The following is a 23,107-nucleotide window of genomic DNA, read 5'->3' on the forward strand; positions in this document are numbered from 1 at the left end:
ATCGGCACCGGCGGTGCCTGGACCTACGTCGCCAATTCCGCCCACAACGAGTTCGCCGCCGGTACCACCTACACCGACACCTTCGCGGTGAGCAGTGCCGACGGCACCCTAACTTCGGTCACCGTGCATATCGCCGGCAGCAACGACTCACCGACTATCACGTCCAACGGTGGCGGGGCGACGGCTTCGATCAACGTGGCGGAGAACACCACGGCGGTCTCGACAGTGGCGGCGACCGATGTTGATCTGCCGGCACAAACGCTGAACTACAGCATCGTCGGCGGAGCGGATGCCGCGAAGTTCTCGATCGTTTCAGGCACAGGCGTGCTGAGCTTTATCTCTGCACCCAACTTTGAAGCGCCGACTGATTCGGGAACGAACAACGTTTATGACGTGATTGTGCGGGCGTCGGACGGCACGCTGTTTGACGACCAGGCGATCGCGGTAACCGTGACGGGAGTCAACGACAACTCCCCGGTGATCACCTCCAACGGTGGCGGAACGACGGCTTCGGTCAATGTGGCGGAGAACACCACGGCGGTTACGACGGTGGTGGCGACCGATGCCGATCTGCCGGCGCAGACGCTGAGCTACTCGCTCCTGAATACGGCCGGGACGGACTTCAGCAAGTTCTCGATCAGTTCGAGCGGGGTGCTGACGTTCAACTCGGCGCCCGATTACGAGAATGCCCAGGATGTCGGTGGTACTGACGGCGACAACGCCTACGTTGTGGACGTTCAGGTGTCCGACGGCAATGGCGGAGTCGACACGCAGACGATTACGGTGAACGTGCAGAACGTCGTTGAGACGCCAGTTGATACCGTGGCGCCAACGGTGACAGTGACAGGGACTGCCTTAGGCAGTTCGATGGGTTCAACGTCGACGGTCACATTCCAGTTCAGTGAGACGGTGAGCGGTTTCAACCTGTCTGATGTAGCCGTGACGACAACGAGCGGAACACCACGCGGAACCTTCAGTAACTTTACCCAGGTTGACGGCGATACCTACACGGCAACGCTGACCAGAACGCTGGGCGGTAGCATAAAGGTCGACGTTGCCGCGAACAGCTACACCGACCTGGCGGGTAATCCTGGTGCGGCCGGGAGCAGTGCAAACCTTCCGGCAGGCGTTGCCGGCGAACCCGTCAATCTGGCCCTCAACGTTCCACTGGCCGATATCAGCGGCCCCGTGACGGTGACCATCGGCGGTGTTCCTTCGGGGTGGGTGTTCAATGCAGGAACCGACAATGGCGATGGCACCTGGACCGTGCAGACCAGCGATCCCGGCGCATTGACTGTGACAACACCAAGCGAATTCGCCGGTGCGTTGGTGCTCGATGTCAACCTGTACTGGAATAACAGCGACGGCAGCACCGCAAGCGCCTACGTGTTCAACAACGTCGAAATCTATGCCCCGGGCGCACCGATCTTCGCCTTGTCCACCGACGACAACCTGACCGGCTCGTCCGGTGCCGACACTTTCGTATTCGCCCGGCCGATTGGCAACAACGTCATTTACAGCTTCGATGCGGTGACGGACAAGATCGACTTGATCGGCTTCACCGGCGTCAACGATTTTGCGGATGTGAGTATCGTCAACGACGCGAGCGGCAATGCCGTGCTCAGCATCAACGCCGACCAGACGATCACCATCAACGGCGTGGATGCGGCGGCGTTGAGCGGGGCCAACCTGCTGTTCGATGTGGACCCGGTCACGACCAATACGGGCACCCTCACCATTGCCGACGGCGCGATCATGCCGTTCGGTGGCAGCATCGACAACAGCGGCACCATAGCGCTCGGCTCCACCGGCAGCGGGACCGAACTCGAGATCCTGTTCCGTGGCGCGACGTTGACCGGTGGCGGGCAAGTGGTTCTGTCCGACAGCGCGCACAACGTGATCTTTGGTGGCAGCGCGGACACGGTGCTCACCAATGCCGACAACACTGTCTCGGGTGCCGGCCAGTTGGGCGCGGGGCAGATGATGCTGGTCAACTCGGGCCTGATCCTTGCCAGCGGCGTCAATGCGCTGGTGATCGATACCGGTAGTAGCGCGGTCACCAACACGGGGGTGCTGCAAGCCAGCGGCAGCGGCGGATTGGTGATTGAAAGTGCGCTCGTCAACAGCGGTAGCCTGTGGGCGAACGATGGCAATATTACCATCCACGGTGATGCTGCAGGCGCGGGAAGCGCGACTATCAGCGGTTCGGCGATGCTGGAATTCGGTGCGGCCTCCGATCAGCATGTGACGTTTGACAGCGGCGCGGCAGGCACGCTCAAGCTCGATGTGTCGACGGCGTTCAGTGGCAGCGTCAGCGGTTTTGTCGCAGGTGACAAGCTGGACTTTGGCGATGTGGCGTTCGGCGCCGATACGCAGATCACCTATGCAGCGAATGACACAGGCACCGGCGGCCTGCTGATGGTGAGCGACGGCGCGCATGCGGCGCAGATCGCGCTGAATGGCCAGTACGCGGCGGCGGGTTTGCAGGCGAACGCCGAGGGCAGCGGCAGTGAGCTGGCCTACGATGCCGCGGCAGCAAACCACAGGATGCTGGGCGGTCTGGCCAACGACACGCTGGTCGGCGGTGCGGGTGACGATCTGTTCCTCGGCGGGCAGGGCAACGACACGTTCTATGGCGGTCTCGGCAACGATACCTTCATGTTTGCTGCCGCAGGCTTTGGCAACGACTCGATCCAGGACTTCGACATCAATCCGAGCGGAGGGCAGGACTTGCTCAATATTGCGGGGACGGGGATCAACAGCGAGACGTTCGCTGCCAACGTGAGCATTGCGGCTGACGGGGCGGACACGGTGATCGGGATCGGCGTGGACTCTATTCGCCTTGTCGGTGTCAGCAGTGCCGGTATCGATCAGGCGGACTTTATCCTGGCGGTATGATGCTTTTGCTGCCGGCCGCTCGTTGCTGTGCGGTTGCAGACCCCATCGCGGATAAATCCACGATGGGGTCTGTGGGAGGTACTCTCAAGAACCTCGATGTACATTGACTGACTTGCCCAGCGCGTGAAGCGGTCATCCCATTGAAGTCAGCAAAGGGGTTTCGATAACCACCTCACTCTGGGGCAGCTCGTAATTTGGCACGACTACGTCGTCAACCTCTCGCCTCATCCTGTAGAGTTGATCGCATTGGCCATCACACGGGTTGCCGTCGCGATTGCCGTGGCGTCACTGGCAGGGCTCCGTTTGCTCCTGCAGGCGATGTGTAATTTGCCTCCTCAGGCAACGAAGCCTTCGGTAGCATGCCTTGAATTTTCTACGAGACTGGAACCATGGACCCTAACACTATGCTGGCTTTTACCCTGGTCGCCGCGATTGCCATCGCCAGCCCGGGGCCTGCGACACTGATGGCGATCAACAACAGCCTCGCCCATGGCCAACGCAGCGCAATGTGGTCCTCGCTGGGCAATGCCAGCGGCCTGTTCTGCCTGTCGGCGGCTGCGATGCTGGGGTTGGGGGCGCTGCTTGCCAGCTCCGAAGGGTTGTTCAACATGGTAAAGATCGTCGGCGCCGGGTATCTGTTCTACCTGGGGGTGAGGCAGTTGCTCAACAAGACGCCGCTGCTGGCTGATGGAATTCAGGAAGGACAGAGCCGGCGACCCACACGCCTGAAGCTGTACAGGTCGGCGTTTTTTACCGCGCTCTCCAACCCCAAGGCGACGCTGTTTTTTACGGCGTTGTTCCCGCAGTTCATCGATCAAGGCGCAGCCCTGTTCCCGCAATTCCTGATCCTGACCGCGATTTTCATGGCGCTCTCGGTGTCGTCGTTGAGCCTGTATGCCGCGCTGGCCTCGCGCGCCAAGGGCGTGCTGGTACGACCCGAGCTGTCCCGCTGGGTTAGCCGGGTGGTGGGGGTGACGTTCATCGGATTTGGTGCTGCGATTCTCGCTATACGCAGGCAGTCGGCCTGAGACATGAGTGTTGATGAGTGATCGCTTGTGGCCGATGGCTGCCTGTCTTGAAGGACTGCAACCGACTCGAAGCAGACGTTGGCGACAGGCAGGAATCCACAACCAAAAGCAGCCACTCAGTTAGCGCAGTTTTTTGACGGCATTGAGCTGAACCTGAACGCGTCGATCCAGTGGCCATGAAGAGGGTAAGGGCGGAATGTTTACCCGCCCTCCATTGTTCAGCTCCGCACGAATGCCAGCAGATCGGCGTTAATCGTATCGGCGTTGGTTGTAGGCATTCCATGCGGGAAGCCCGGGTAGATTTTCAGCGTACTGTTTTGCAGAAGTTTTGCCGACAGAACCCCGGAATTTTCATAAGGCACGATCTGGTCATCATCACCATGCATCACCAGAACGGGGATCTTGATGCTCTTCAAATCTTCGGTGAAGTCGGTCTGAGAAAAAGCCACGATCCCGTCATAGTGTGCCTTTGCACAACCCATCATGCCTTGCCGCCACCAGTTCCAGATGATGCCCTCAGACGATTTTGCACCTGGGCGGTTGTAGCCGTAAAAAGGCCCCGCTGGAACGTCGTGGTAGAACTGTGCGCGGTTGGCCTTCAGTTGTGCCTGCAGGTCGTCGAAAACTGACTTCGGCAGGCCGCCAGGATTACTCGGGGTCTGGACCATCAGCGGTGGGACGGCACTGATGATGGCGGCCTTCGACACTCGGTCTTCGCCGTGGCGCGCGATGTAATGAACGACTTCACCCCCGCCGGTGGAGTGGCCGACATGGACTGCGCCTTGTACGCCGAGGTGATCAACCACTGCCGCGACGTCGTCAGCATAGTGATCCATGTCGTGTCCGTCCCAGACCTGACTGGAGCGCCCGTGACCACGTCGGTCGTGTGCAACAACCCGGTAGCCGTTGGCCAGGAAAAAGAGCATTTGCGCGTCCCAATCGTCCGCGCTCAGTGGCCATCCATGATGGAAAAAGATGACCTGGGCATCGCGCGGGCCCCAGTCTTTGTAAAAGATCTCAACACCGTCTCGCGTAGTGACATACCCCATGTTCGCATCTCCTGAATGAAGTGAAGGCCTGAACCGAATCGTGTTTCGATCAAGGCCCTGAATGAACAAAGCGCAGCCCATCCAATAGGCGGTTCAGAGGGCGTGTTTCTGGATTGGTATCTGTCTGCCCCGTGAGTTCCATGACGACTGAGCAACACCTTGCACCCGAGCCGCTTGGCCGCCCGAAGACTTTAGGTTTAAAGTCAACTTTAAGGTCAATGGGTTTTTTGAGGTGGAATATGAGAATAGGCGAACTGGCGAAAATCAGCGGGTTGGCGCCTTCACGCATCCGCTTCTACGAAGCGAGCGGCCTGATCAAATCGGTCGAGCGTAAAGCCAATGGCTATCGGGATTATGCGCCTGACACTCAGTGGGTTCTGGAGATCATCACCGGTGCGCAGGCGGCGGGCTTTTCATTGGAAGAAATCCGCCAATTGATGCCGATGAATGCGAGTGGTTGGCAGCACGAAGAGTTGCTCAGTGGCCTCAAGCAAAAGGTTGAGGAAATCGAAGTCCTGCAGCAGCGGTTGGCCCAGAACAAGGCGCAACTTCTGCTGGTCATCAAGGGCATCGAGGGTAAGCCCGAGGGCATGGCGTGTGCGGACAATGCGCAATTGCTGTTGCATCGTCTGCGCGATGAGGGGGTGGCAGTCACTTCAGGCCGCCGTGATGCAGCGTCTTCCAGGAAAAAAACAGCCCGTCAGGCTTCCGAGGCCTGACAGGCGCAACAGGTTTCAGCGCTCGCCAACCAGGGTGGCAAGTGGTTTTGGCGCATAGAGCGCGCTCTGGAACTCAGGCACATATTCGTACTTCATCATTTTCCCCAGCTTCAGGGAGCGGAGGTAGTTCGACAGACTGCCGTCGCCCAGCGTGAGGATGGCCGAATCCGCGTCCCGGCTGGAACCATGGCTGAGCTGGCGGGAAACAGCGTACCCATAGGCCAGTTGGCCCTGGTGATCGAGATTGGTGAAACTGCTGGTGACGATATCGACATCGCGGGACAGGTCGTCGAGCTTCTTCGCTCTGAAGGACACGTCCGGTTTGCCGGTCTGGCTGTCGGTAATGTCATACACCACCGATTGCGCATCCTCTTTGCGGTCAATGCCGGTCAGCCATTTCGGCAGGTTGTAACCGACGACACCACGCACCCTCGCCAGCTCGGTATTCACGGGCAGCTTGAGCACATAACCCCAGAAATCTCCAGACATCGACTGACCAATCAGCGTAAACGGACCCAGATTGGCTTTGCCGGGTTTGTTGGTGATGATCGACACGGCCACCTCGTTGTAGGCGTCGTTATCGCAGTGCTCATAGGTGTACGCGGTGAACGCGATCAAGCCGCGACCTGGCCAGAGCTGCAGCGGCTGCACGGTTGCCAGTACTTCGGGCGGCATCAGTGCCCGGAGCCGGTCCAGGTCCGCCGTATAAACAGCCGTTACGCGACTGTTCTGGTAGTAAAAGTTTGGCGAGTACGACTCAAAGCCAATGTCGACCTTATTCTTCTCCAATCCCTTGAACCAGCTCAGATCAACGCCCGGTACTTCTGCTGCAATCACCGACAACGGAGGGTTGGAGCGAAAGCGGTCATACAGACCGCCCTTGACGACGGGCACCTGGTGGCCTGCGATATCGATGGTGGTTGTGTCGGTCGGACTGGGCATCTCAGGCGTCCCCGCCAACGCAGCGTTGGCAAAAGTGTTGAACAGTAATGCTGTTAAAACGGCGCTTGCGAGTTTCAATCGGTCTTTCTCCAGGTGATGGGATGTACTTGATGGATCAGCGAGCTACGTTGCCGGCGGCGAGCACGGTCATCACGGCTTCAGCCACGGCCTTGGGCGATTGAGGGTTCTGACCGGTCACCAGCCGCCCATCGGTGATGGAAAATGACGTGAACGGCAGCCAGCCCTTGCGGTAACGCGCACCCTGGCTCACCAACCTGTCCTCAAGGAAGAAGGGCACCTGGCTCTTCATGCCCGAGAACAGCTCTTCGCGGTCAGAGAATCCGGTGATGTTTCTGCCCTTGATGATCAACTGGCCTTGTTGATCCTTCAGATCCAGGAGTCCCGCTACACCATGGCAGACGGCCGATACGATGCCGCCCTGGTTGTAGATGGTTTCGGCGACACGCCGCAGGTCGGGGTTATTGGGGAAATCCCACATGACACCGTGGCCTCCCGTGAAGTAGATGACGCTGAACCGGGACGGATCGACATCGGCGATGGGTATCGTGTCTTGCAGGCGAGCGCGAAAGGCAGGGGACTGCAAATGCTCACGGGCAGCCTTGTCCATGTAAAGCCAGCCGAGGCTACGCTCGTCCAGAGGCACAGTGCCGCCCCTGGGGCTGGCAAAAACCGTCGTGTAGCCGGCCGCTTCCACCACATCGGTGAAATGCGTCAGCTCGGTCAGCCACAAGCCCGTGCTATCGGTTCGTGAGGGATAGCTGGCGTGGTTGGTCATGATCACCAGTATCTGGCGATCTTGCGCAACAACCGTGGAAGGGGCCGGCCCAGCATTTGCAAAAGTCATGAATGCACCGCCTATCAATACCAACGCACAGGAAATAAAGGTTTTCAACATCATCCAGGGTCCGACCGTCATGCAGGTCCGTGCATGCTCACCTTAAACCTCACTTTAAGGTCAACCCCGCTGCTGCAAAAAATCGCCGCGGCTACTCGCACACTTTTGCTTGACCCTCAACCTGACTTTAACGCTAGCGTCTGAGGCTGGTTGAGCAAGGCAACAACGCTCGCCATCAATCCTGTCAGGAGCAACGCATGAGTCAGCAAGGCAACCCGGATACGCAGATGAAATGGATGATTTACGGCGCCAACGGTTATACCGGCGAGTTGATCGCTCGAGATGCCGTCAAACGTGGACTCAGACCGGTGCTGGCAGGACGCAGCCGCGACAAGGTCGAAGTCCTGGCCCGTGAACTGGGCCTTGAAGCCCGGGTGTTCGGACTGGATGACGAGGCGCGGTTACTTGCCCAGATCAAGGGCCATGGCTTGGTCCTGCACTGCGCAGGACCATTTTCAGCGACCGCCGCACCGATGATGGAGGCCTGCTTGCGTGCCAATGCGCACTATCTGGACATCACCGGCGAGATTGCCGTATTCGAACATGCCCAATCCCTGAATGAGCGTGCGCGTGCGGCGGGCGTGGTGATTTGCCCCGGCGTCGGCTTCGATGTGGTCCCAACAGACTGTGTCGCCGCTGCACTGAAAAAAGCGCTGCCGGATGCAACGCATCTGGCGCTGGGGTTTGATTCGCGCTCCAGCTTTTCGCCTGGCACTGCCAAGACTTCAATCGAAGGCATGGCGCAGGGCGGCAAGGTACGCCGCGACGGGAAAATCGTCTCGGTACCGCTGGCGTATCGAGTCCGTCGTATCGACTTCGGCGCCGGAGAGAAACTGGCCATGACCATTCCCTGGGGCGACGTTTCCACGGCTTATCACACCACCGGTATTGCCAATATTGAAGTGTTCATACCGGGTTCTGCCGGCATGATTCGCGGTGCCAGGTTTGCCAATTTGATTCGTCCGCTGCTGGGTTTGTCGTTCGTGCAGAGGCTGCTCAAGGCACGCATCGGCAAGACAGTGGTCGGTCCGGACGAGGAAAAACGTGCAGATCAAGGCACCTATGTGTGGGGCGAAGCCCGTAACGCTCGTGGAGATCGCAAGATTGCGCGTGTGCACACTGCAAACGTCTATAGCTTGACGATCTACGCTGCGTTGGCCGTGGTCGACAACCTGTTACGGATGCGCCCGACTGGTGGGGCCTACACGCCTGCGCGGTTGTTGGGCGCCGATCTGGTGACGCACCTGCCAGGGTCGGGTGACTTGAAGGTCGAATAGTACTTGGGAGCTGGAACTGAATGGCAGTGGATCGTTCTTCATAAGCCTTTCAAGTTCAAATCGCCGCTTATGGTTGAACGTCCGATTTTGACCGCTTTCCTCCGGTCAAAATCGAATGAAGCAGATTCTTTGTCGTCGGTTAGCCTGCCAATTTTTGCCCACAAAGCTTTGCATCAATTGGTTACATTCATAGAATAAGCTGATCAATCTGCCTCGTTTCCGGGTAATGCCATGGCGATCAACTTCGACCTCAATGACCTGCAAGCCTTCCGTGCCGTGGTCGAGCAGGGCAGCTTTCGCAAGGCCGCCGATACGGTGCGCATTTCCCAGCCCGCCTTGAGCCGGCGGATCGAAAAACTCGAAGATGCCCTTGGCGTGCGCCTGTTCGAGCGCACCACGCGCAAGGTCAGCCTGACCCAGGCCGGACGGGGTTTCATGCCCAGCGTCGAGCGCCTGCTGGACGATCTGGACGTGGCATTGCTGGGCATCAGCGAAGTCGCTTCGACCCGGCTCGGCCATGTCACGGTCGCCTGTGTACCCTCGGCGGCTTACTACTTCATGCCGCGGGTGATCGCGCACTATCACCGGCAGTTTCCGCGGATCAAGGTCAAGGTGCTGGACTCCAGCGCCCACGACGTCTTGAGCGCGGTGGTCAATGGCGAAGCGGATTTTGGCCTGAGCTTCATGGGCACGCTGGAGGCCGAAGTGGATTTCGAGCCCCTGGTGCAGGAAGGGTATGTCGTGGCGTGCCGGCGCGATCATCCGCTGGCGGGGCGAAGCAGTGTCACCTGGGACGAGTTCTATCGGCAGGATTACATCTCGCTGGATAAAACCTCGGGCAACCGCTTTCTGCTGGATCAGGCGTTGACCGGTGTGGTGCCGCAGCGGTCGAGTATTTGTGAAACCCGTCATGTGACCACCATGATTGGTCTGGTGGAGGCCGGGTTGGGTGTGGCGGCGGTGCCGTTGATGGCGATGCCGGCGGCGGATCATCCGATCCTGACGCGGGTGCCGCTGACCGATCCGCAAGTGATGCGCAGCGTCGGTCTGATCAAGCGCCGGGGTCGAACCCTGACCCCGGCGGCATTGGAGCTGGAACGGCTGGTGGTGGAGATGAAAGTCCTGCAGCCGTCGGTCAGCGACTGACCGAGTCCAGTCCGGTCGCCTTCACATCCGGTTGAGCCTGGGTCGAGGCCAGGAATTCCAGCAAGGCCTTGGCTTCGGCCGGGTGCTGTGCCCCTACCGGGATGCCGGCGGCAAACCGGGTCACCGATTGCACGGACTCCGGAATCTTCGCCACGAAACTGACCCCCGGCACCGGCAACAATTCGCTGACCTGCTGAAAGCCCAATTGATAGTCGCCGGTGGCAACCACCGAGCCCACGGGGATTTTCGGTACCATCGTCGATTTGCGCTTGAGCTGGTCTTCGATCCCCAAACGCTTGAACAGCTGCTGTTCGATGTACACGCCGCTGGCACTGTCGGAGTAGGCCACCGATTTCGCCTCGAGCAATGTCTTTTTGAGGCCCTCGACATTGCTGATGTCCGGCTTCGGTGCACCTTCGCGCACCACCAGGCCAATGCGCGAATCCGCCAGTTCGACCCGTGAAGCAGGGTCGACCTTGCCTTGTTTGATCAGATCGTCCAGTGCGTAGCCGACCATGATCACCACGTCGGCTTGCTCACCCCGGGCCAGGCGATTGGGAATCGCTTCCGGCGCCTTGCCCATGGAGGGACCGAGCGCGGTGTCGAGGGTGTGGCCGGTGGCGGCGGCGAACTTCGGGCCGAGGATCTTGTAGGCCGCCGTGAAGCCGCCGGAGGTCATCACACGGATCTCTTCAGCCTGGGCAATGCCGCTCAATCCAAGGCTGGCCACCAACGCGATGGCGGCAAAACCGAACTGTTTTTTCATGATTGTGTTCTCGATCAAGGGCAGGTTCACGACGCCACCGGTTGCAGATGATTCGAGGCGCGGCGATAGAGCATGAGCGTCGCGCACAGCGCGCACAGTGCTGCAAAGCTCATCCAGTAGCCTGGCGCCGCCTTGTCGCCGGTGTACTGGATCAGCAAGGTCGACATCGCCGGGGTGAACCCGCCGAACACGGCCGTGGCCAGGCTGTAGGCGAGGGAGAAACCGGCCACCCGGACTTCCACGGGCATGATCTCCGTCAGCGCCGGGATCATCGCGCCGTTGTACAGGCCGTAGATGAACGACAGCCACAACAGCACCAGCAGCATGTGGATGAAGCTGGGCGCGTTCACCAGGTAGGTCAGCACCGGGTAAGTGGTGGCGATGGCCAGCAAGGCCATGGCGATCAACACCGGGCGTCGACCGATACGGTCCGAGAGTGCGCCGCCAATCGGCAGCCAGATGAAATTCGAAACACCCACCAACAATGTCACCAGCAGCGCATCGGATGTGCTCAGGTGCAGTACGGTTTTACCGAAGGTCGGTGCGTACACCGTGATCAGGTAGAACGCGGTGGTGGTCAGGGCGACCATCATCATGCCGGCGAACACGATCAGCCAGTTTTGCCCCAGGGTGCGGAACACCTCACCCATGCTCGGGCGGTGTTTACGGGTGGCGAACTCTTCGGTTTCTTCCAGGTTGCGGCGCAGCAGGAAGATGAAGGGCACGATCATGCAGCCGACGAAGAACGGAATGCGCCAGCCCCAGTCGGCAATCACACTCGGCGCCATCCACTGGTTCAAGGCGTAGCCCAGTGCGGCGGCGACGATGATCGCCACTTGCTGGCTGCCCGACTGCCAACTGGTGAAAAAGCCCTTGTGGCCGGGTGTAGCGATTTCGGCGAGATACACCGACACGCCACCCAGTTCCGCACCGGCGGAAAAGCCCTGCAGCAGCCGCCCGATCAGCACCAGGGCCGGGGCGAACAAACCGATGGTCTCGTAACCGGGCACCAGCACAATCAGGATGGTGCCGCTGGCCATGATCGACAGGGTCACGATCAACCCTTTGCGTCGACCCACATCATCGATATAGGCACCCAGCACCACGGCGCCCAATGGACGCATCAGGAAGCCTGCACCGAACACGGCGAAGGTCATCATCAGCGAGGCGAATTCGCTGCTGGCCGGAAAGAACACGGCAGCGATCTGCGTGGCATAGAAACCAAAAAGAAAGAAGTCGAACTGTTCGAGGAAGTTACCCGAGGTGACCCGGAAGATTGCGCTGGCCCGGGAGCGACCGGCAGTCGCGGGCCGTTGGATTGATGCTGTCATTGAACTGTACTCCACCGCTTTTATGACGTGCGCCGGCTGGACGCGGCGCACGGTTCTTATTAGGGCGGATAGTGGAGCAGGGGTATCGATATGTTAATTGCATAGTTGGCATGCATTGATGTGCAAAGCGGATCAATGCATTCGAGGAGCAAGCGCTATTCGCTGTGCGCCCGCACCATGCTCTCGGTGCCCAGCCGATACTGATTGTTCCCGCTGCGCTTGGCCTCATACATCGCCAGGTCGGCGATGTGCAGCAGGCGGTCGATGCTCGGTGCATGATCGGGGAACACGGCGACGCCCAGGCTGGTGCCGATGTGGCGCTGGTCGTTGCCGATGGTGACGGGCGGGGAGAGTTCGACGAAGATTTTCTGGCAGATGCTGCGCGCTTCGTCCTGCAGGTTTTCGCCTTGGGGCAAGCCCTGGAGGATGACCACGAATTCGTCGCCACCGATCCGGGCGACGGTGTCGGTGCCGCGCAGAATGCGCTTGAGCCGGGTGGCGGTGGTGACCAGCACGCGGTCGCCGGCCGCGTGGCCATAGTGGTCATTGATGGCCTTGAATCCATTGAGATCGACAAACACCAGCGCCACCCGCGTGGCGCTGGCGCGCGCCTGCTCCAGCGCTTCGGACAGGCGCTCTTCGAGCACCAGGCGATTGGGCAGTCCGGTCAACGGGTCGTAATGGGCCAGGTGCTTGAGGTAGTTGGCCGAGGCCTTTTCTTCGGTGATGTCGCGGACCACGCCCATCATCTTGATCGTTTCGTCGTGGTCATTCTTGACCACGTTGCCGGTTTCCCGCAGCCAGCGGATCGTGCCGTCGGGCCAGACCACACGGTATTCCTCATCATGGTTTTCGCCGGTTTCCAGGCAACGCAGTTCGCCGGCCCGGACCCTCAGCCGGTCGTCAGGATGCACGCAGGAGCAGAACAGGGCGTAGGAGGGCGTCACTTCACCGATCTTGAACCCGAACATGCCGAAAATCGCGTCTGACCAGTACAGGCGGTCGGTGTCGACCTCCCAATCCCAGGTGCCGATGCGAGCGAAATACTGGCTGCGTTTGAAGCGCTCGGCGTCGCCATCCTGGTGGATGTTCCGGCCCTCGGACAGGCTGTTGATGATCGCGCGGTACTGCGCCAGTTGCTTGTGCAGCGAGCGTTCGCGCCAGACCAGCGCGACGATCAGGGTAAGCGTCATTGAACCAAGGATGACGCTGGTCCAGAGCAGGATCATTCGGGCATGGCCATCAGGGCGTTGAACCGTACGAGTAATAGTTGATTATTTTAGTTCAGCAAACCGCTTTGAACGCAGCGCGCGGAGACGGCAATGGTTGCCAAGCGCGGGCAAATCTGGGAAAACGGCGCCCATCAGGCCCTTGAGGGCGAGTGAGCATACGAGTGAATTCAATGAATGACGAGCTTCAGATAATCGATCTGCAGTTGGGTGACGGAAAAGCCGCGGTTAAAGGCGCGCTGATCACCACCCAGTACCGTGGCTGGCTGGAGGACGGGACCGAATTCGATTCTTCCTACAGCCGGGGCAAACCCTTCCAGTGCGTGATCGGCACGGGGCGGGTCATCAAGGGCTGGGACCAGGGCATCATGGGCATGCAGGTCGGTGGCAAGCGCAAGTTGCTGGTGCCGGCGCACCTGGCCTATGGCGAACGCAGCATGGGCAAGATCACGCCGAACTCGAACCTGATCTTCGAAATTGAATTGCTGGAAGTGCTGACGCGGGATGATTGACCGGTGCGGGCGGGGAGATCTACAGCAACTGCCCCGTATCCCAAAGATGGACCAGCTCTCCCGGTGCCTGGTCCTCTGGCACTTTAAGCACCATCCGGTCTTCCTGCTCGCCTAGTCGATAGTTCACCTCTATCTGGTAAAAGCGCTGGTCACCACGCCCGGATACCGTGCTGTCCAGGGTCAGGCAACCCTCCAGTACCGAACAGATGCGGGTGCGCTGGCTGATGTCGCATTGCGCAAACTCGATCTCCCGAGGGCGGCTCAAGGCGTGAATCGCCGCGAAACCACCCTGGCGGGAGAGGCGAACCCGGGCGTCGTCGCCCAATGCAGGCAGGGTTTTCATAGGGTCTCCGTGATTTCGATGCCCGTTTGAGCCCAACCCTGGCGCACGGCCTCGACTTCTCGCGCGCCGAAGCGTTGGGCGGCATGGTCGACGGTCAGCCGGGCGAAGGCATCGAAATCGGCGTCCGGATTCAGGCGTTTGTCGCACAGGGCGTCGTACCAGATCACCCCGGCTTTCTTCCAGGCGAACCCGCCAAGCGCTCTGGCCGCCAGATAAAACGCGCGATTGGGGATGCCGGAATTAATGTGCACACCGCCATTGTCCTCCTGGGTGATGACGAATTCACGCATGTGATCCGGTTGCGGATCCTTGCCCAGCAGCGGGTCGTCGTAGGCCGTGCCCGGATGGGACATCGAGCGCAGGCCTCTGCCATTGATCTTTGGCGTCAGCAAGTCAGCCCCGATCAGCCAGTCCGCCTGCTCGACGGTGTGGCCAAGGACGAATTGCTTGGTGAGGATGCCGAACACATCCGACAGCGACTCGTTCAAGGCGCCGGACTGGTTGGCGTAGATCAGCCCGGCCGTGCTTTCGGTCACGCCATGGGCCAGTTCATGGGCGACCACATCCAGCGAGCGGGTGAAACGCTGGAAAATTTCCCCGTCACCGTCGCCGAAGACCATTTGCGCGCCATTCCAGAAGGCGTTTTCGTATCCCTGGCCATAATGCACGCTGCCGACCAAGGCAAATCCCTTGTTATCGATCGAGTCGCGGCGCAGCACCTTCCAGAAGAAATCATAGCTGGCACCCAGTGCATCGTAAGCTTCGTCGACGGCCGCATCGCCTGTGGCCGGCTGGCCTTCCATTCGCACCGGCATACCCGGCAGCAGCATTTTGTTCTGGGCGTCGTGCAGACTGCGCTGGGCCACTCCCGGCTTTCCGGGCGGCGGCAGAATCGCCCGCTCCGGCGGCCGCGAAGGTGGCCCGGGATTGGGCAGCAGGTTTTGCACATGATGCAGGGTGATCATCGCCGCCGTGCGCTGCGGTTCTGAGCCGTGGGCGATGATGCGGTTGAGAATGTAGGGCGGGATAAAACTGCGCAGTGCTGGTGAGTCGTTCATCAGTGCATCCCTGGCGTGACAGCGGTCGATACTGATGTGATCCGGGCACCGCGCGTTCGGTTCCGTACCGGGTCCTTGTGCGAGCTGGTTCGCGATAGCGACAGGTCGGTCAAAAATGATGTTGAATATCACGCCACCGTCGCGAGCCAGCTCGCTCCCACAGGTTTTGTGTTTGAACTCACCCGCCTTACAGGAAGCCCATGTCGCCAACCAAAGAATTTCTGGAGATGGTCCAACTGCTGGATGTCACTTACCGGCACTGGACCGGTGCGCGCTTGCCGGCTCCGCAATCGCTGAGCGAAGACGAGCGTCTGGCCTGGCTGCATGCTCGCGCGCCTTTTGCTTTGCTGGCCCATGGCACCGAGGCCGATCCGCTGTTTTATTACGCCAACGAGCAGGCCCTCGCCAGTTTCAAGTACCCGCGCGAGCAGTTCATCGGCATGCCTTCGCGTTTCAGTGCGTCACCGCTGGACCGGGAAATGCGCCAGACGCTTCTGGAGCAGGTCACGGCCCATGGCATTGCTCATGGCTACAGTGGCTATCGGGTGGACCGGCAGGGCAATGCCTTCATGATTCATGAAGGCAAGGTGTGGACGCTGGTTGATCAGCAGGGTGTGCACTTGGGGCAGGCAGCGTTGTTCTGGCCGGAGGCTGCACGGGTTGGGCAGTTGGACTGAGCGTCGATCAAGCGCCCGGCCAGTCCCTGAACAGCGGAGTTCGTCCATTCGCGGACGGGCGGTAATCCCAGGTCAGGCGGTCCAGTCCCGGCTTCATCGCCAGAATGTGCCGGACAGTAGCGCCAGCGATGCTCAACGCCAGTGTCTGCCCCGGACATTGATGGCGTCCTGCACCAAAGGTGAAGCTGCGCCGGTTTGGGCGGTCGAGCAGGAGTGCGTCGGGGTTGTCATTGAGCTGAGGGTCGCGATTGGCCGAGGCCAGCAGCACCAGGATCATGTCTCCGGCATTCAGCCTTGTGCCGTCGATTTCGCAGGGAGCGGCGACGAAGCGGCGGGTGTTCTGTACCGGCGGGTCAAAACGCTGCACTTCGGCCAGCAGATCGTCGACATGGGGTGATTGGCTGAGTAACGACGGGTGTTGAATTAACGCCAGCACCGCGTTGCCGATCAGCCCGGCCGTGGCGTCGAACGTCTGGGAAAACAGACCGATCAGGTTGGCGATCAGCGTTTGCGGTGCGCCGCCGGTGAAGCGCTGGCGGATGCCTGCAAGCAGGCGGCTGTGGTTGTCCGGGTCAGCCAAAAGCTCGACACAGTAACCGCTCAGTTGTTCGGCAGCGGCATGGGCGGCAGCCAGCTGTGCCGAGGTGCTCAAGGGCGACAGGCAAGCCACGAAGTCCGCCGTCAGTTCGCTGATGATTCGACCCTGAGCCGGGGTGAATCCCAGCAACGCCGCCACCACGCACACCGGCCCACGGAACATGGCGTTGTGCAGGCCGATGGCGTCGGCGGAGATCAAGCGGGCGCTGACCAGACTCTCGACTTCCCGCGTATCGATCAACTCCAGCCCCGGTGCAATCGCCGACCGTGGGCAATGCTGGCGCTCACCCTCATTCATGCGCATCAATTGGCCGAACACCTGGCCGGCCAGGCCATCGGCAATCGCCCTGGGGACGGGCTCCTGTGCGGGGCGAACATGGCAATCGGCATGCGCCAGCACGGCAGCCACCGCCCGGGCGCTGCTGGCCACCCACATGTTCAGCCCCGGATGGAAAGCCAGCCCGCCCTCGGCACGCAGTTGTGCGTAGTAGGGATAAGGATCGGCATGGGTCGCAGCGATGATCGGGTCCATGGGTCACAGCCTTTTGTTGTTGGAAAGTGTTGCTACTATCTCCAGTCCGAAAGGGCGTTGATTCGTCCGGGAGCGAAATATGAGCGCAGAACAACACGACATGGGCGTCTCGCAGGTGGCGGCGGCCATCGCCGAGCCAGCACGGACGAAAATCCTCTGTTCGCTGATGGATGGCCACGCCCGCACCAGCACCGAGCTGGCGGCGGTGGCCGAAGTCAGCGCGTCGACCGCCAGTGCCCACCTGGCCAGACTCAAGGAGCTGGCGCTGGTGCGGCTGCACGTCCAGGGACGTCACCGCTATTACAGCCTGGCGGACAAACGCGTCGCCCAGGCCCTGGAAGCGCTGATGGTGATCGGCCAGAACACGGCGCCGCGCTTCCAGGCGCGGACCCCGGATCGCCTGCAGTTCGCCCGCACCTGCTATGACCACATGGCGGGCACCCTGGCGGTACTGCTGCATGACCGGATGCTTGAGGCGGGCTGGCTGGAGGAAACCGACGAACAGGCCTATCGCTTGAGTGACAGTGGTTCGGCAATGTTTCAGGGGCTAGGCATTGAAGTACAGGATCTGAGCACGCGGCGCCGCCGCTTTGCCTGTCCGTGCCTGGACTGGAGCATGCGCCGGCCGCATCTGGGCGGGTCGCTGGGGGCTGCCTTGCTGCAAACGGCACTCAAGCGCCAGTGGGTGACCCAGGATCTGGACAGTCGGGCGTTGGCGTTGACGGCGTTGGGGCGCAGGGAGATGGCGCGGCGGTTTGGGCTTGAGTTGCGGCTGGATATTGAGGAGAAGAGCAAAAGATCGCAGCCTGCGGCAGCTCCTACAGGGGCCGCGAAATATCCACTGTAGGAGCTGCCGAAGGCTGCGATCCTGGGGGCGGCGTTGGGGGGCAAGGAGATGGCGGGGCGGTTTGGGGTTGAGTTGCGGTTGGATATTGAGGAGAAGAGCAAAAGATCGCAGCCTGCGGCAGCTCCTACAAGGGCCGCGAAATATCCACTGTAGGAGCTGCCGAAGGCTGCGATCTTTTCATTCGGCCATGAAAAAGCCCCCCGTCGGTCACCCGATGGGGGGCTTTTGTGCGTCTGGCGTCAGGTCAGACCTTGACGATCCAGCCCGCTGGCGCTTCTATGTCGCCGGTTTGCACACCGGTCAGCTCTTTGTAGAGCTTCTGGGTGACCGGGCCGACTTCGGTTTCGCTGTGGAACACGTGCAGGTGGTCGTTGTAGTCGATGCCGCCAATCGGCGTGATCACCGCCGCAGTACCGCAAGCACCGGCTTCCTTGAAGTCGGAGAGCTTGTCGATGAACACGTCGCCTTCAACCACTTCCAGGCCCAGGCGGGTCTTGGCCAGCTCGATCAGCGACAGGCGGGTGATGCCCGGCAGTACCGATGGCGAGTTCGGGGTCACGAACTTGTTGTCGTGGGTGATCCCGAAGAAGTTGGCCGAACCGACTTCCTCGATCTTGGTGTGGGTCATCGGATCCAGGTAGATGGCGTCGGCAAAGTGGGCTTTCTTGGCCTTGGAGCCCGGCATCAGGCTGGCGGCGTAGTTGCCACCGACCTTGGCCGCACCGGTGCCTTGTGGCGCAGCGCGGTCATAGCTGGAAATCTGGAAGTTGTGCGGGGTCAGGCCACCCTTGAAGTAGGCGCCGACCGGGATGCAGAAGATCGAGAAGATGAACTCGGGGGCGGTACGCACGCCGATGTTGTCACCCACGCCGATCACGAACGGGCGCAGGTACAGTGCGCCGCCGGTGCCGTACGGCGGAATGAAACGCTCGTTGGCGCGGACCACGGCCTTGCAGGCTTCGATGAATTGCTCGGTGTCGACTTGCGGCATCAGCAGACGGGCGCAGCTGCGCTGCATGCGCAGGGCGTTCTGGTCCGGGCGGAACAGGTTGATCGAGCCGTCCTTGCAACGATAGGCCTTCATGCCTTCGAAGCATTGCTGGCCATAGTGAAGGGCAGTGGAGCCTTCGCTGATGTGCAGCACGTTATCTTCGGTCAGGGTGCCCTTGTCCCATTCGCCATTGCGAAAGTATGACAGATAGCGCTTGTCGGTCTTGATGTAGTCAAAACCCAGCTTGTCCCAATTGATGCTTTCGTTACCCATGACACCCTCTATCACTTAACAACCGCCGAAACGGTTCAAGGCTTCTGACGTTTTTCCGGATGGGCACAACAATACTTCATTCCGGGCCAATTTCGCAGCCCAGACTAACGGCTGATCGGCAGATTAATCGTGTTGGCCTCAAGAATTCGCGAGCAGGCTCGCTCCCACATTTGAAATGCATTCCCCCTGTGGGAGCGAGCCTGCTCGCGAAGAGGCCATTACAGCCACCATCAATCGCCCTGAATCAAAGATGCAACGCATGCCCCAGCGCACGCAACGCCGCTTCCTGCACCGCCTCACCGAGCGTCGGATGCGCATGGATGGTGCCGCCGATGTCTTCCAGCCGCGCGCCCATCTCCAGGCTTTGCGCGAACGCCGTGGACAACTCGGACACGCCAACCCCCACCGCCTGCCAGCCGACAATCACATGATTGTCCCGACGGGCGACCACACGCACGAAGCCGCTTTTCGACTCCAGGGTCATCGCCCGGCCATTGGCGGCGAACGGGAAGCTCGACACGATGCAGTCCAGGCCTGCAATCCTGGCCTCGTCCGGGGTCTTGCCGACCACCACCAGTTCCGGGTCGGTGAAGCACACGGCGGCGATGGCGGTCGGGTTGAACTCGCGGGATTTACCGCTGATCAGCTCGGCGACCATCTCGCCCTGGGCCATGGCCCGGTGCGCGAGCATCGGTTCGCCGCTCAGGTCGCCGATGGCATAGACGTTGCGCATGCTGGTCTGGCAACGGTTGTCGATCTTGATCGACGAACCGTTCATGTCCAGGTTCAGCGCTTCGAGGTTCCAGCCCTGGGTGTTCGGCTTGCGACCGACGGCCACCAGCACCTGGTCGGTTTCCAGATTCAGGGTCGCGCCGTTCGGGGCCAATACTTGCAAGGTATTTTCTTTTGAATCAAAGCCTTGCACGCTGTGTTTCAAGTAAAGCTTTACGCCGAGTTTTCTCAGTTCGTCGTGCACAGGCTGGGTCAGTTCGGCGTCGTAGGCCGGCAGGATGCGCTCCTGCGCTTCCACCACGCTGACCTCGACACCGAGCTTGCGATAGGCAATGCCCAGCTCCAGACCGATGTAGCCACCGCCGACCACAATCAAGCGCTTGGGCACGGATGTCGGCGCCAGGGCTTCGGTGGACGAGATGATCGGCCCGCCAATCGGCAACATCGGCAAGTTCACGCTTTTCGAACCGGTGGCCAGCACCAGGTGCTCGCACTGGATGCGTGTGTCGCCGACCTCGACGGTTTTACCGTCAACCACTTTGGCCCAGCCTTGAATGACCTGGACCTTGTTCTTTTTCAGCAGCGCGGCAACGCCGGTGGTCAGGCGATCGACGATGCCGTCTTTCCATTCCACGCTCTTGGTGATGTCGAGGGTCGGCGCCGAAACGCTGATGCCCAGGGCCGAAAGCTGATGGTGCTGCTGCGTCTGATGAAACTGCTCGGCGACGTGAATCAGTGCCTTGGACGGAATGCAGCCGATGTTCAGGCAGGTGCCGCCCAGGGATTGGCCTTCCACCAGGATAGTCGGGATGCCCAGCTGGCCGGCACGGATCGCCGTCACATAACCGCCGGGACCGCCGCCGATGATCAGCAGCGTGGTGTTCAGGGTCTGCATGACTTTCTCCACAAATGCTTAATCGACAAAGAGCGTGGCGGGTTGTTCGAGCAGGCCACGAATGGCCTGGATGAAGAGCGCCGCGTCCATGCCGTCGACCACGCGGTGATCGAAGGAGCTGGAGAGGTTCATCATCTTGCGGACCACGATCTGGCCTTTGATCACCATCGGCCGTTCGACGATCTTGTTCACGCCGACAATCGCCACTTCCGGCAGGTTCAGCACCGGCGTGCTGACGATGCCACCCAGGGCGCCGAGGCTGGTCAGGGTGATGCTCGAGCCGGACAGCTCGTCGCGGCTGGCCTTGCCGTTGCGCGCGGCGGTGGCCAAGCGCGAGATTTCCGCTGCGCTGTCCCACAGGCTGCGGGCTTCGGCGTGACGTACCACCGGCACCATCAGGCCAATATCGGCTTGCGTGGCAATACCGACATGCACGGCGCCGAGGCGGGTGATGACCTGTGCCTCATCGTCATAACGGGCGTTGATCTGCGGGAAGTCGCGCAGGGCGACGACCATGGCGCGGACCAGGAACGGCAGCAAGGTCAGCTTGCCGCGAGTCGCACCGTGTTTTTCGTTGAGGTGCGCGCGCAGCTCTTCCACGGCGGTGACGTCGATTTCCTCGACGTAGCTGAAGTGGGCGGCGCGCTGGGTGGCGTCCTGCATGCGCTGGGCGATCTTGCGGCGCATGCCGATCACCGGGATCTGCTGTTCGTCGGTGCGCTGGGTGTAAGCGCTGCTGACCGTCGATGCATTCGACTGACCCTGAGCCAGGTAGGCGTCGAGGTCTTCATGCAGCACGCGGCCGGCCGGGCCGCTGCCACGCACCAGGCGCAATTGAATGCCGAGGTCCAGCGCATGCTTGCGCACGGCCGGGGAGGCCAGCGGACGTTCATCGGCCGCACGAGCCACCATCGGGCCCTGGCATACAGCAGCTTTCGGCGCTGGGGCAGCGACCGGTTTGCTTTCAACCACGGCTTCGACTTTCGGTGCTGCGACTGGCGCTTCTTTCACAGGAGCCGGTTGCGCCGACTCCTTAACGTTGCCCGCGCCTTCGACTTCAATGCTGATCAGCACACTGCCAACCGCCATGACTTCGCCCGGCTGGCCACCGAGGGCAATCACCTTGCCATGCACCGGCGACGGGATATCGACCATCGCCTTGTCGGTCATGACATCGGCCAGCACCTGATCTTCGACGACCATGTCGCCGACCTTGACATGCCAGACCGACAATTCAACTTCTGCAATGCCTTCACCAATGTCCGGCATTTTAATGACGTGCGTGCCCATTCAGACCTCCATGACCCGTTTCAACGCCGCGCCCACTCGGGACGGCCCTGGGAAATACGCCCACTCTTGCGCGTGCGGGTAAGGGGTGTCCCAACCGGTGACGCGTTCGATCGGCGCTTCCAGGTGGTGGAAGCAATGCTCTTGCACCAGCGACACCAGTTCGGCACCGAAACCACAGGTACGGGTCGCTTCGTGCACCACTACGCAACGGCCGGTCTTTTTCACCGATTTGACGATGGTTTCCAAGTCCAGCGGCCACAGGCTGCGCAGGTCGATGACTTCGGCGTCGACGCCGCTTTCTTCAGCAGCGACTTGCGATACGTACACTGTGGTGCCGTAGGTCAGCACGGTGACGTCCTTGCCCGGACGGGTGATCGCAGCGACGTCCAGCGGCACGGTGTAGTAACCGTCCGGCACTTGCGCGGCAGGGTGTTTCGACCACGGGGTTACCGGGCGGTCGTGGTGGCCGTCGAACGGGCCGTTGTACAGGCGTTTCGGCTCGAGGAAGATCACCGGGTCATCGTTTTCGATGGAGGCGATCAACAGGCCCTTGGCGTCGTACGGGTTGGACGGCATCACCGTGCGCAAACCGCAGACCTGGGTGAACATCGCCTCGATGCTCTGGCTGTGGGTCTGGCCGCCGTAGATACCACCGCCGCATGGCATGCGCAGGGTCATCGGTGCGGTGAACTCGCCTGCCGAGCGATAACGCAGGCGGGCGGCTTCGGAAATGATCTGGTCGGAGGCCGGGTAGACGTAGTCGGCGAACTGGATCTCGGCCACCGGGCGCAGACCGTAGGCGCCCATGCCCACGGCGACACCGACGATGCCGCTTTCGGAAATCGGCGCGTCGAACACCCGGGAGGTGCCGTACTTGTTCTGCAGGCCTTCGGTGCAGCGGAACACGCCGCCGAAGTAGCCAACGTCCTGGCCGAACACCACGACGTTGTCGTCACGTTCAAGCATCACATCCATGGCCGAGCGCAGGGCCTGGATCATGGTCATGGTGGTCGTGGTCATGGCGGTTTCCAGCTCGATATTGTTGTTGTGATCGTTCAT

At 60.8% G+C, this 23,107-nt stretch carries 21 protein-coding genes; 8 read left to right on the top strand and 13 right to left on the bottom strand.

Annotation, left to right across the window (positions count from 1 at the left end):
* Together AC3WJW_RS28740 and AC3WJW_RS28745 are read left to right on the top strand one after the other, a co-directional pair.
* Positions 1–2,898: beta strand repeat-containing protein (locus AC3WJW_RS28740; RefSeq protein ID WP_493728367.1), on the top strand; the 2,898-nt coding region annotated here is incomplete at its 5' end.
* Positions 2,899–3,287: 389 nt separating this feature from the next.
* Positions 3,288–3,926, top strand: coding sequence for a LysE family translocator (locus AC3WJW_RS28745; RefSeq protein ID WP_493728368.1), 639 nt, complete (start codon positions 3,288–3,290; stop codon positions 3,924–3,926).
* Positions 3,927–4,144: 218 nt separating this feature from the next.
* On the opposite strand, the gene AC3WJW_RS28750 is transcribed toward AC3WJW_RS28745, so the two are convergent.
* Positions 4,145–4,975, bottom strand: coding sequence for an alpha/beta fold hydrolase (locus AC3WJW_RS28750; RefSeq protein ID WP_102699860.1), 831 nt, complete (start codon positions 4,973–4,975; stop codon positions 4,145–4,147).
* A gap of 239 nt (positions 4,976–5,214) precedes the next feature.
* On the opposite strand from AC3WJW_RS28750, the gene AC3WJW_RS28755 reads away from it, so the two are divergent.
* Entirely contained in the window at positions 5,215–5,694 is a 480-nt protein-coding gene (locus tag AC3WJW_RS28755) for a MerR family transcriptional regulator (RefSeq protein WP_493728391.1), read from the top strand.
* A 15-nt stretch (positions 5,695–5,709) separates the two neighbouring features.
* Here AC3WJW_RS28755 and AC3WJW_RS28760 read toward each other — a convergent pair whose 3' ends face one another.
* Positions 5,710–6,714 carry an acetoacetate decarboxylase (ADC) gene (locus tag AC3WJW_RS28760; RefSeq protein ID WP_493728369.1) on the bottom strand — a complete coding sequence of 335 codons (1,005 nt, stop codon included), beginning with the start codon at positions 6,712–6,714 and terminating at the stop codon, positions 5,710–5,712.
* A gap of 37 nt (positions 6,715–6,751) precedes the next feature.
* Entirely contained in the window at positions 6,752–7,555 is an 804-nt protein-coding gene (locus AC3WJW_RS28765) for a type 1 glutamine amidotransferase domain-containing protein (RefSeq protein WP_493728392.1), read from the bottom strand.
* Between the two features lie 194 nt (positions 7,556–7,749).
* Between AC3WJW_RS28765 and AC3WJW_RS28770 the strand changes: the two genes are divergently transcribed.
* Positions 7,750–8,829, top strand: coding sequence for a saccharopine dehydrogenase family protein (locus AC3WJW_RS28770; protein WP_493728370.1), 1,080 nt, complete (start codon positions 7,750–7,752; stop codon positions 8,827–8,829).
* Positions 8,830–9,060: 231 nt separating this feature from the next.
* On the top strand, positions 9,061–9,975 hold the full coding sequence (locus tag AC3WJW_RS28775) for a LysR family transcriptional regulator (protein WP_102701806.1): 915 nt from the start codon (positions 9,061–9,063) through the stop codon (positions 9,973–9,975).
* Here AC3WJW_RS28775 and AC3WJW_RS28780 read toward each other — a convergent pair.
* The 3 genes from AC3WJW_RS28780 to AC3WJW_RS28790 all read right to left on the bottom strand — a co-directional run bounded on the left by AC3WJW_RS28780 (position 9,965) and on the right by AC3WJW_RS28790 (position 13,301).
* Positions 9,965–10,741: a substrate-binding domain-containing protein gene (locus tag AC3WJW_RS28780; protein WP_493728371.1), complete on the bottom strand. Its 777-nt coding sequence runs from the start codon at positions 10,739–10,741 to the stop codon at positions 9,965–9,967. The genes AC3WJW_RS28775 and AC3WJW_RS28780 overlap by 11 nt on opposite strands.
* Positions 10,742–10,767: 26 nt before the next feature.
* Positions 10,768–12,072 carry an MFS transporter gene (locus AC3WJW_RS28785; RefSeq protein WP_429393443.1) on the bottom strand — a complete coding sequence of 435 codons (1,305 nt, stop codon included), beginning with the start codon at positions 12,070–12,072 and terminating at the stop codon, positions 10,768–10,770.
* Between the two features lie 155 nt (positions 12,073–12,227).
* Positions 12,228–13,301 carry a diguanylate cyclase domain-containing protein gene (locus tag AC3WJW_RS28790; protein WP_493728372.1) on the bottom strand — a complete coding sequence of 358 codons (1,074 nt, stop codon included), beginning with the start codon at positions 13,299–13,301 and terminating at the stop codon, positions 12,228–12,230.
* Between the two features lie 173 nt (positions 13,302–13,474).
* On the opposite strand from AC3WJW_RS28790, the gene AC3WJW_RS28795 reads away from it, so the two are divergent.
* A complete protein-coding gene (locus AC3WJW_RS28795; protein WP_493728373.1) occupies positions 13,475–13,813 on the top strand; it encodes an FKBP-type peptidyl-prolyl cis-trans isomerase in 339 nt (112 codons plus the stop codon).
* A 19-nt stretch (positions 13,814–13,832) separates the two neighbouring features.
* Here the strand turns inward: AC3WJW_RS28795 and AC3WJW_RS28800 are convergent, their stop codons facing one another.
* The gene (locus tag AC3WJW_RS28800) at positions 13,833–14,156 is read right to left on the bottom strand and encodes a protealysin inhibitor emfourin (protein WP_102701812.1); all 324 of its coding nucleotides are present in this window, start codon (positions 14,154–14,156) and stop codon (positions 13,833–13,835) included.
* Positions 14,153–15,214: a M4 family metallopeptidase gene (locus AC3WJW_RS28805; RefSeq protein WP_102701813.1), complete on the bottom strand. Its 1,062-nt coding sequence runs from the start codon at positions 15,212–15,214 to the stop codon at positions 14,153–14,155. Before AC3WJW_RS28805 ends, AC3WJW_RS28800 begins: the two co-directional genes overlap by 4 nt.
* A gap of 200 nt (positions 15,215–15,414) precedes the next feature.
* On the opposite strand from AC3WJW_RS28805, the gene AC3WJW_RS28810 reads away from it, so the two are divergent.
* Positions 15,415–15,891 carry an MEKHLA domain-containing protein gene (locus tag AC3WJW_RS28810; protein ID WP_493728374.1) on the top strand — a complete coding sequence of 159 codons (477 nt, stop codon included), beginning with the start codon at positions 15,415–15,417 and terminating at the stop codon, positions 15,889–15,891.
* A 7-nt stretch (positions 15,892–15,898) separates the two neighbouring features.
* Here the strand turns inward: AC3WJW_RS28810 and AC3WJW_RS28815 are convergent, their stop codons facing one another.
* Positions 15,899–17,020, bottom strand: coding sequence for a cytochrome P450 (locus AC3WJW_RS28815; RefSeq protein ID WP_493728375.1), 1,122 nt, complete (start codon positions 17,018–17,020; stop codon positions 15,899–15,901).
* Positions 17,021–17,099: 79 nt separating this feature from the next.
* On the opposite strand from AC3WJW_RS28815, the gene AC3WJW_RS28820 reads away from it, so the two are divergent.
* Entirely contained in the window at positions 17,100–17,867 is a 768-nt protein-coding gene (locus AC3WJW_RS28820) for an ArsR/SmtB family transcription factor (RefSeq protein ID WP_493728376.1), read from the top strand.
* A 244-nt stretch (positions 17,868–18,111) separates the two neighbouring features.
* Here AC3WJW_RS28820 and AC3WJW_RS28825 read toward each other — a convergent pair whose 3' ends face one another.
* From AC3WJW_RS28825 to AC3WJW_RS28840, 4 genes are all read right to left on the bottom strand, one after another.
* Complete coding sequence (locus AC3WJW_RS28825; RefSeq protein ID WP_007976584.1) at positions 18,112–19,131, bottom strand: branched-chain amino acid aminotransferase; 1,020 nt, start codon at positions 19,129–19,131, stop codon at positions 18,112–18,114.
* Positions 19,132–19,375: 244 nt separating this feature from the next.
* Positions 19,376–20,758 carry a dihydrolipoyl dehydrogenase gene (lpdA, locus tag AC3WJW_RS28830; protein WP_493728377.1) on the bottom strand — a complete coding sequence of 461 codons (1,383 nt, stop codon included), beginning with the start codon at positions 20,756–20,758 and terminating at the stop codon, positions 19,376–19,378.
* Between the two features lie 18 nt (positions 20,759–20,776).
* Positions 20,777–22,048, bottom strand: coding sequence for a dihydrolipoamide acetyltransferase family protein (locus tag AC3WJW_RS28835; protein WP_102701818.1), 1,272 nt, complete (start codon positions 22,046–22,048; stop codon positions 20,777–20,779).
* Positions 22,049–23,107 carry an alpha-ketoacid dehydrogenase subunit beta gene (locus tag AC3WJW_RS28840; protein WP_015095444.1) on the bottom strand — a complete coding sequence of 353 codons (1,059 nt, stop codon included), beginning with the start codon at positions 23,105–23,107 and terminating at the stop codon, positions 22,049–22,051. It lies immediately after the preceding gene.

It is taken from the genome of Pseudomonas sp. GW821-FHT07G06 (assembly GCF_058986625.1).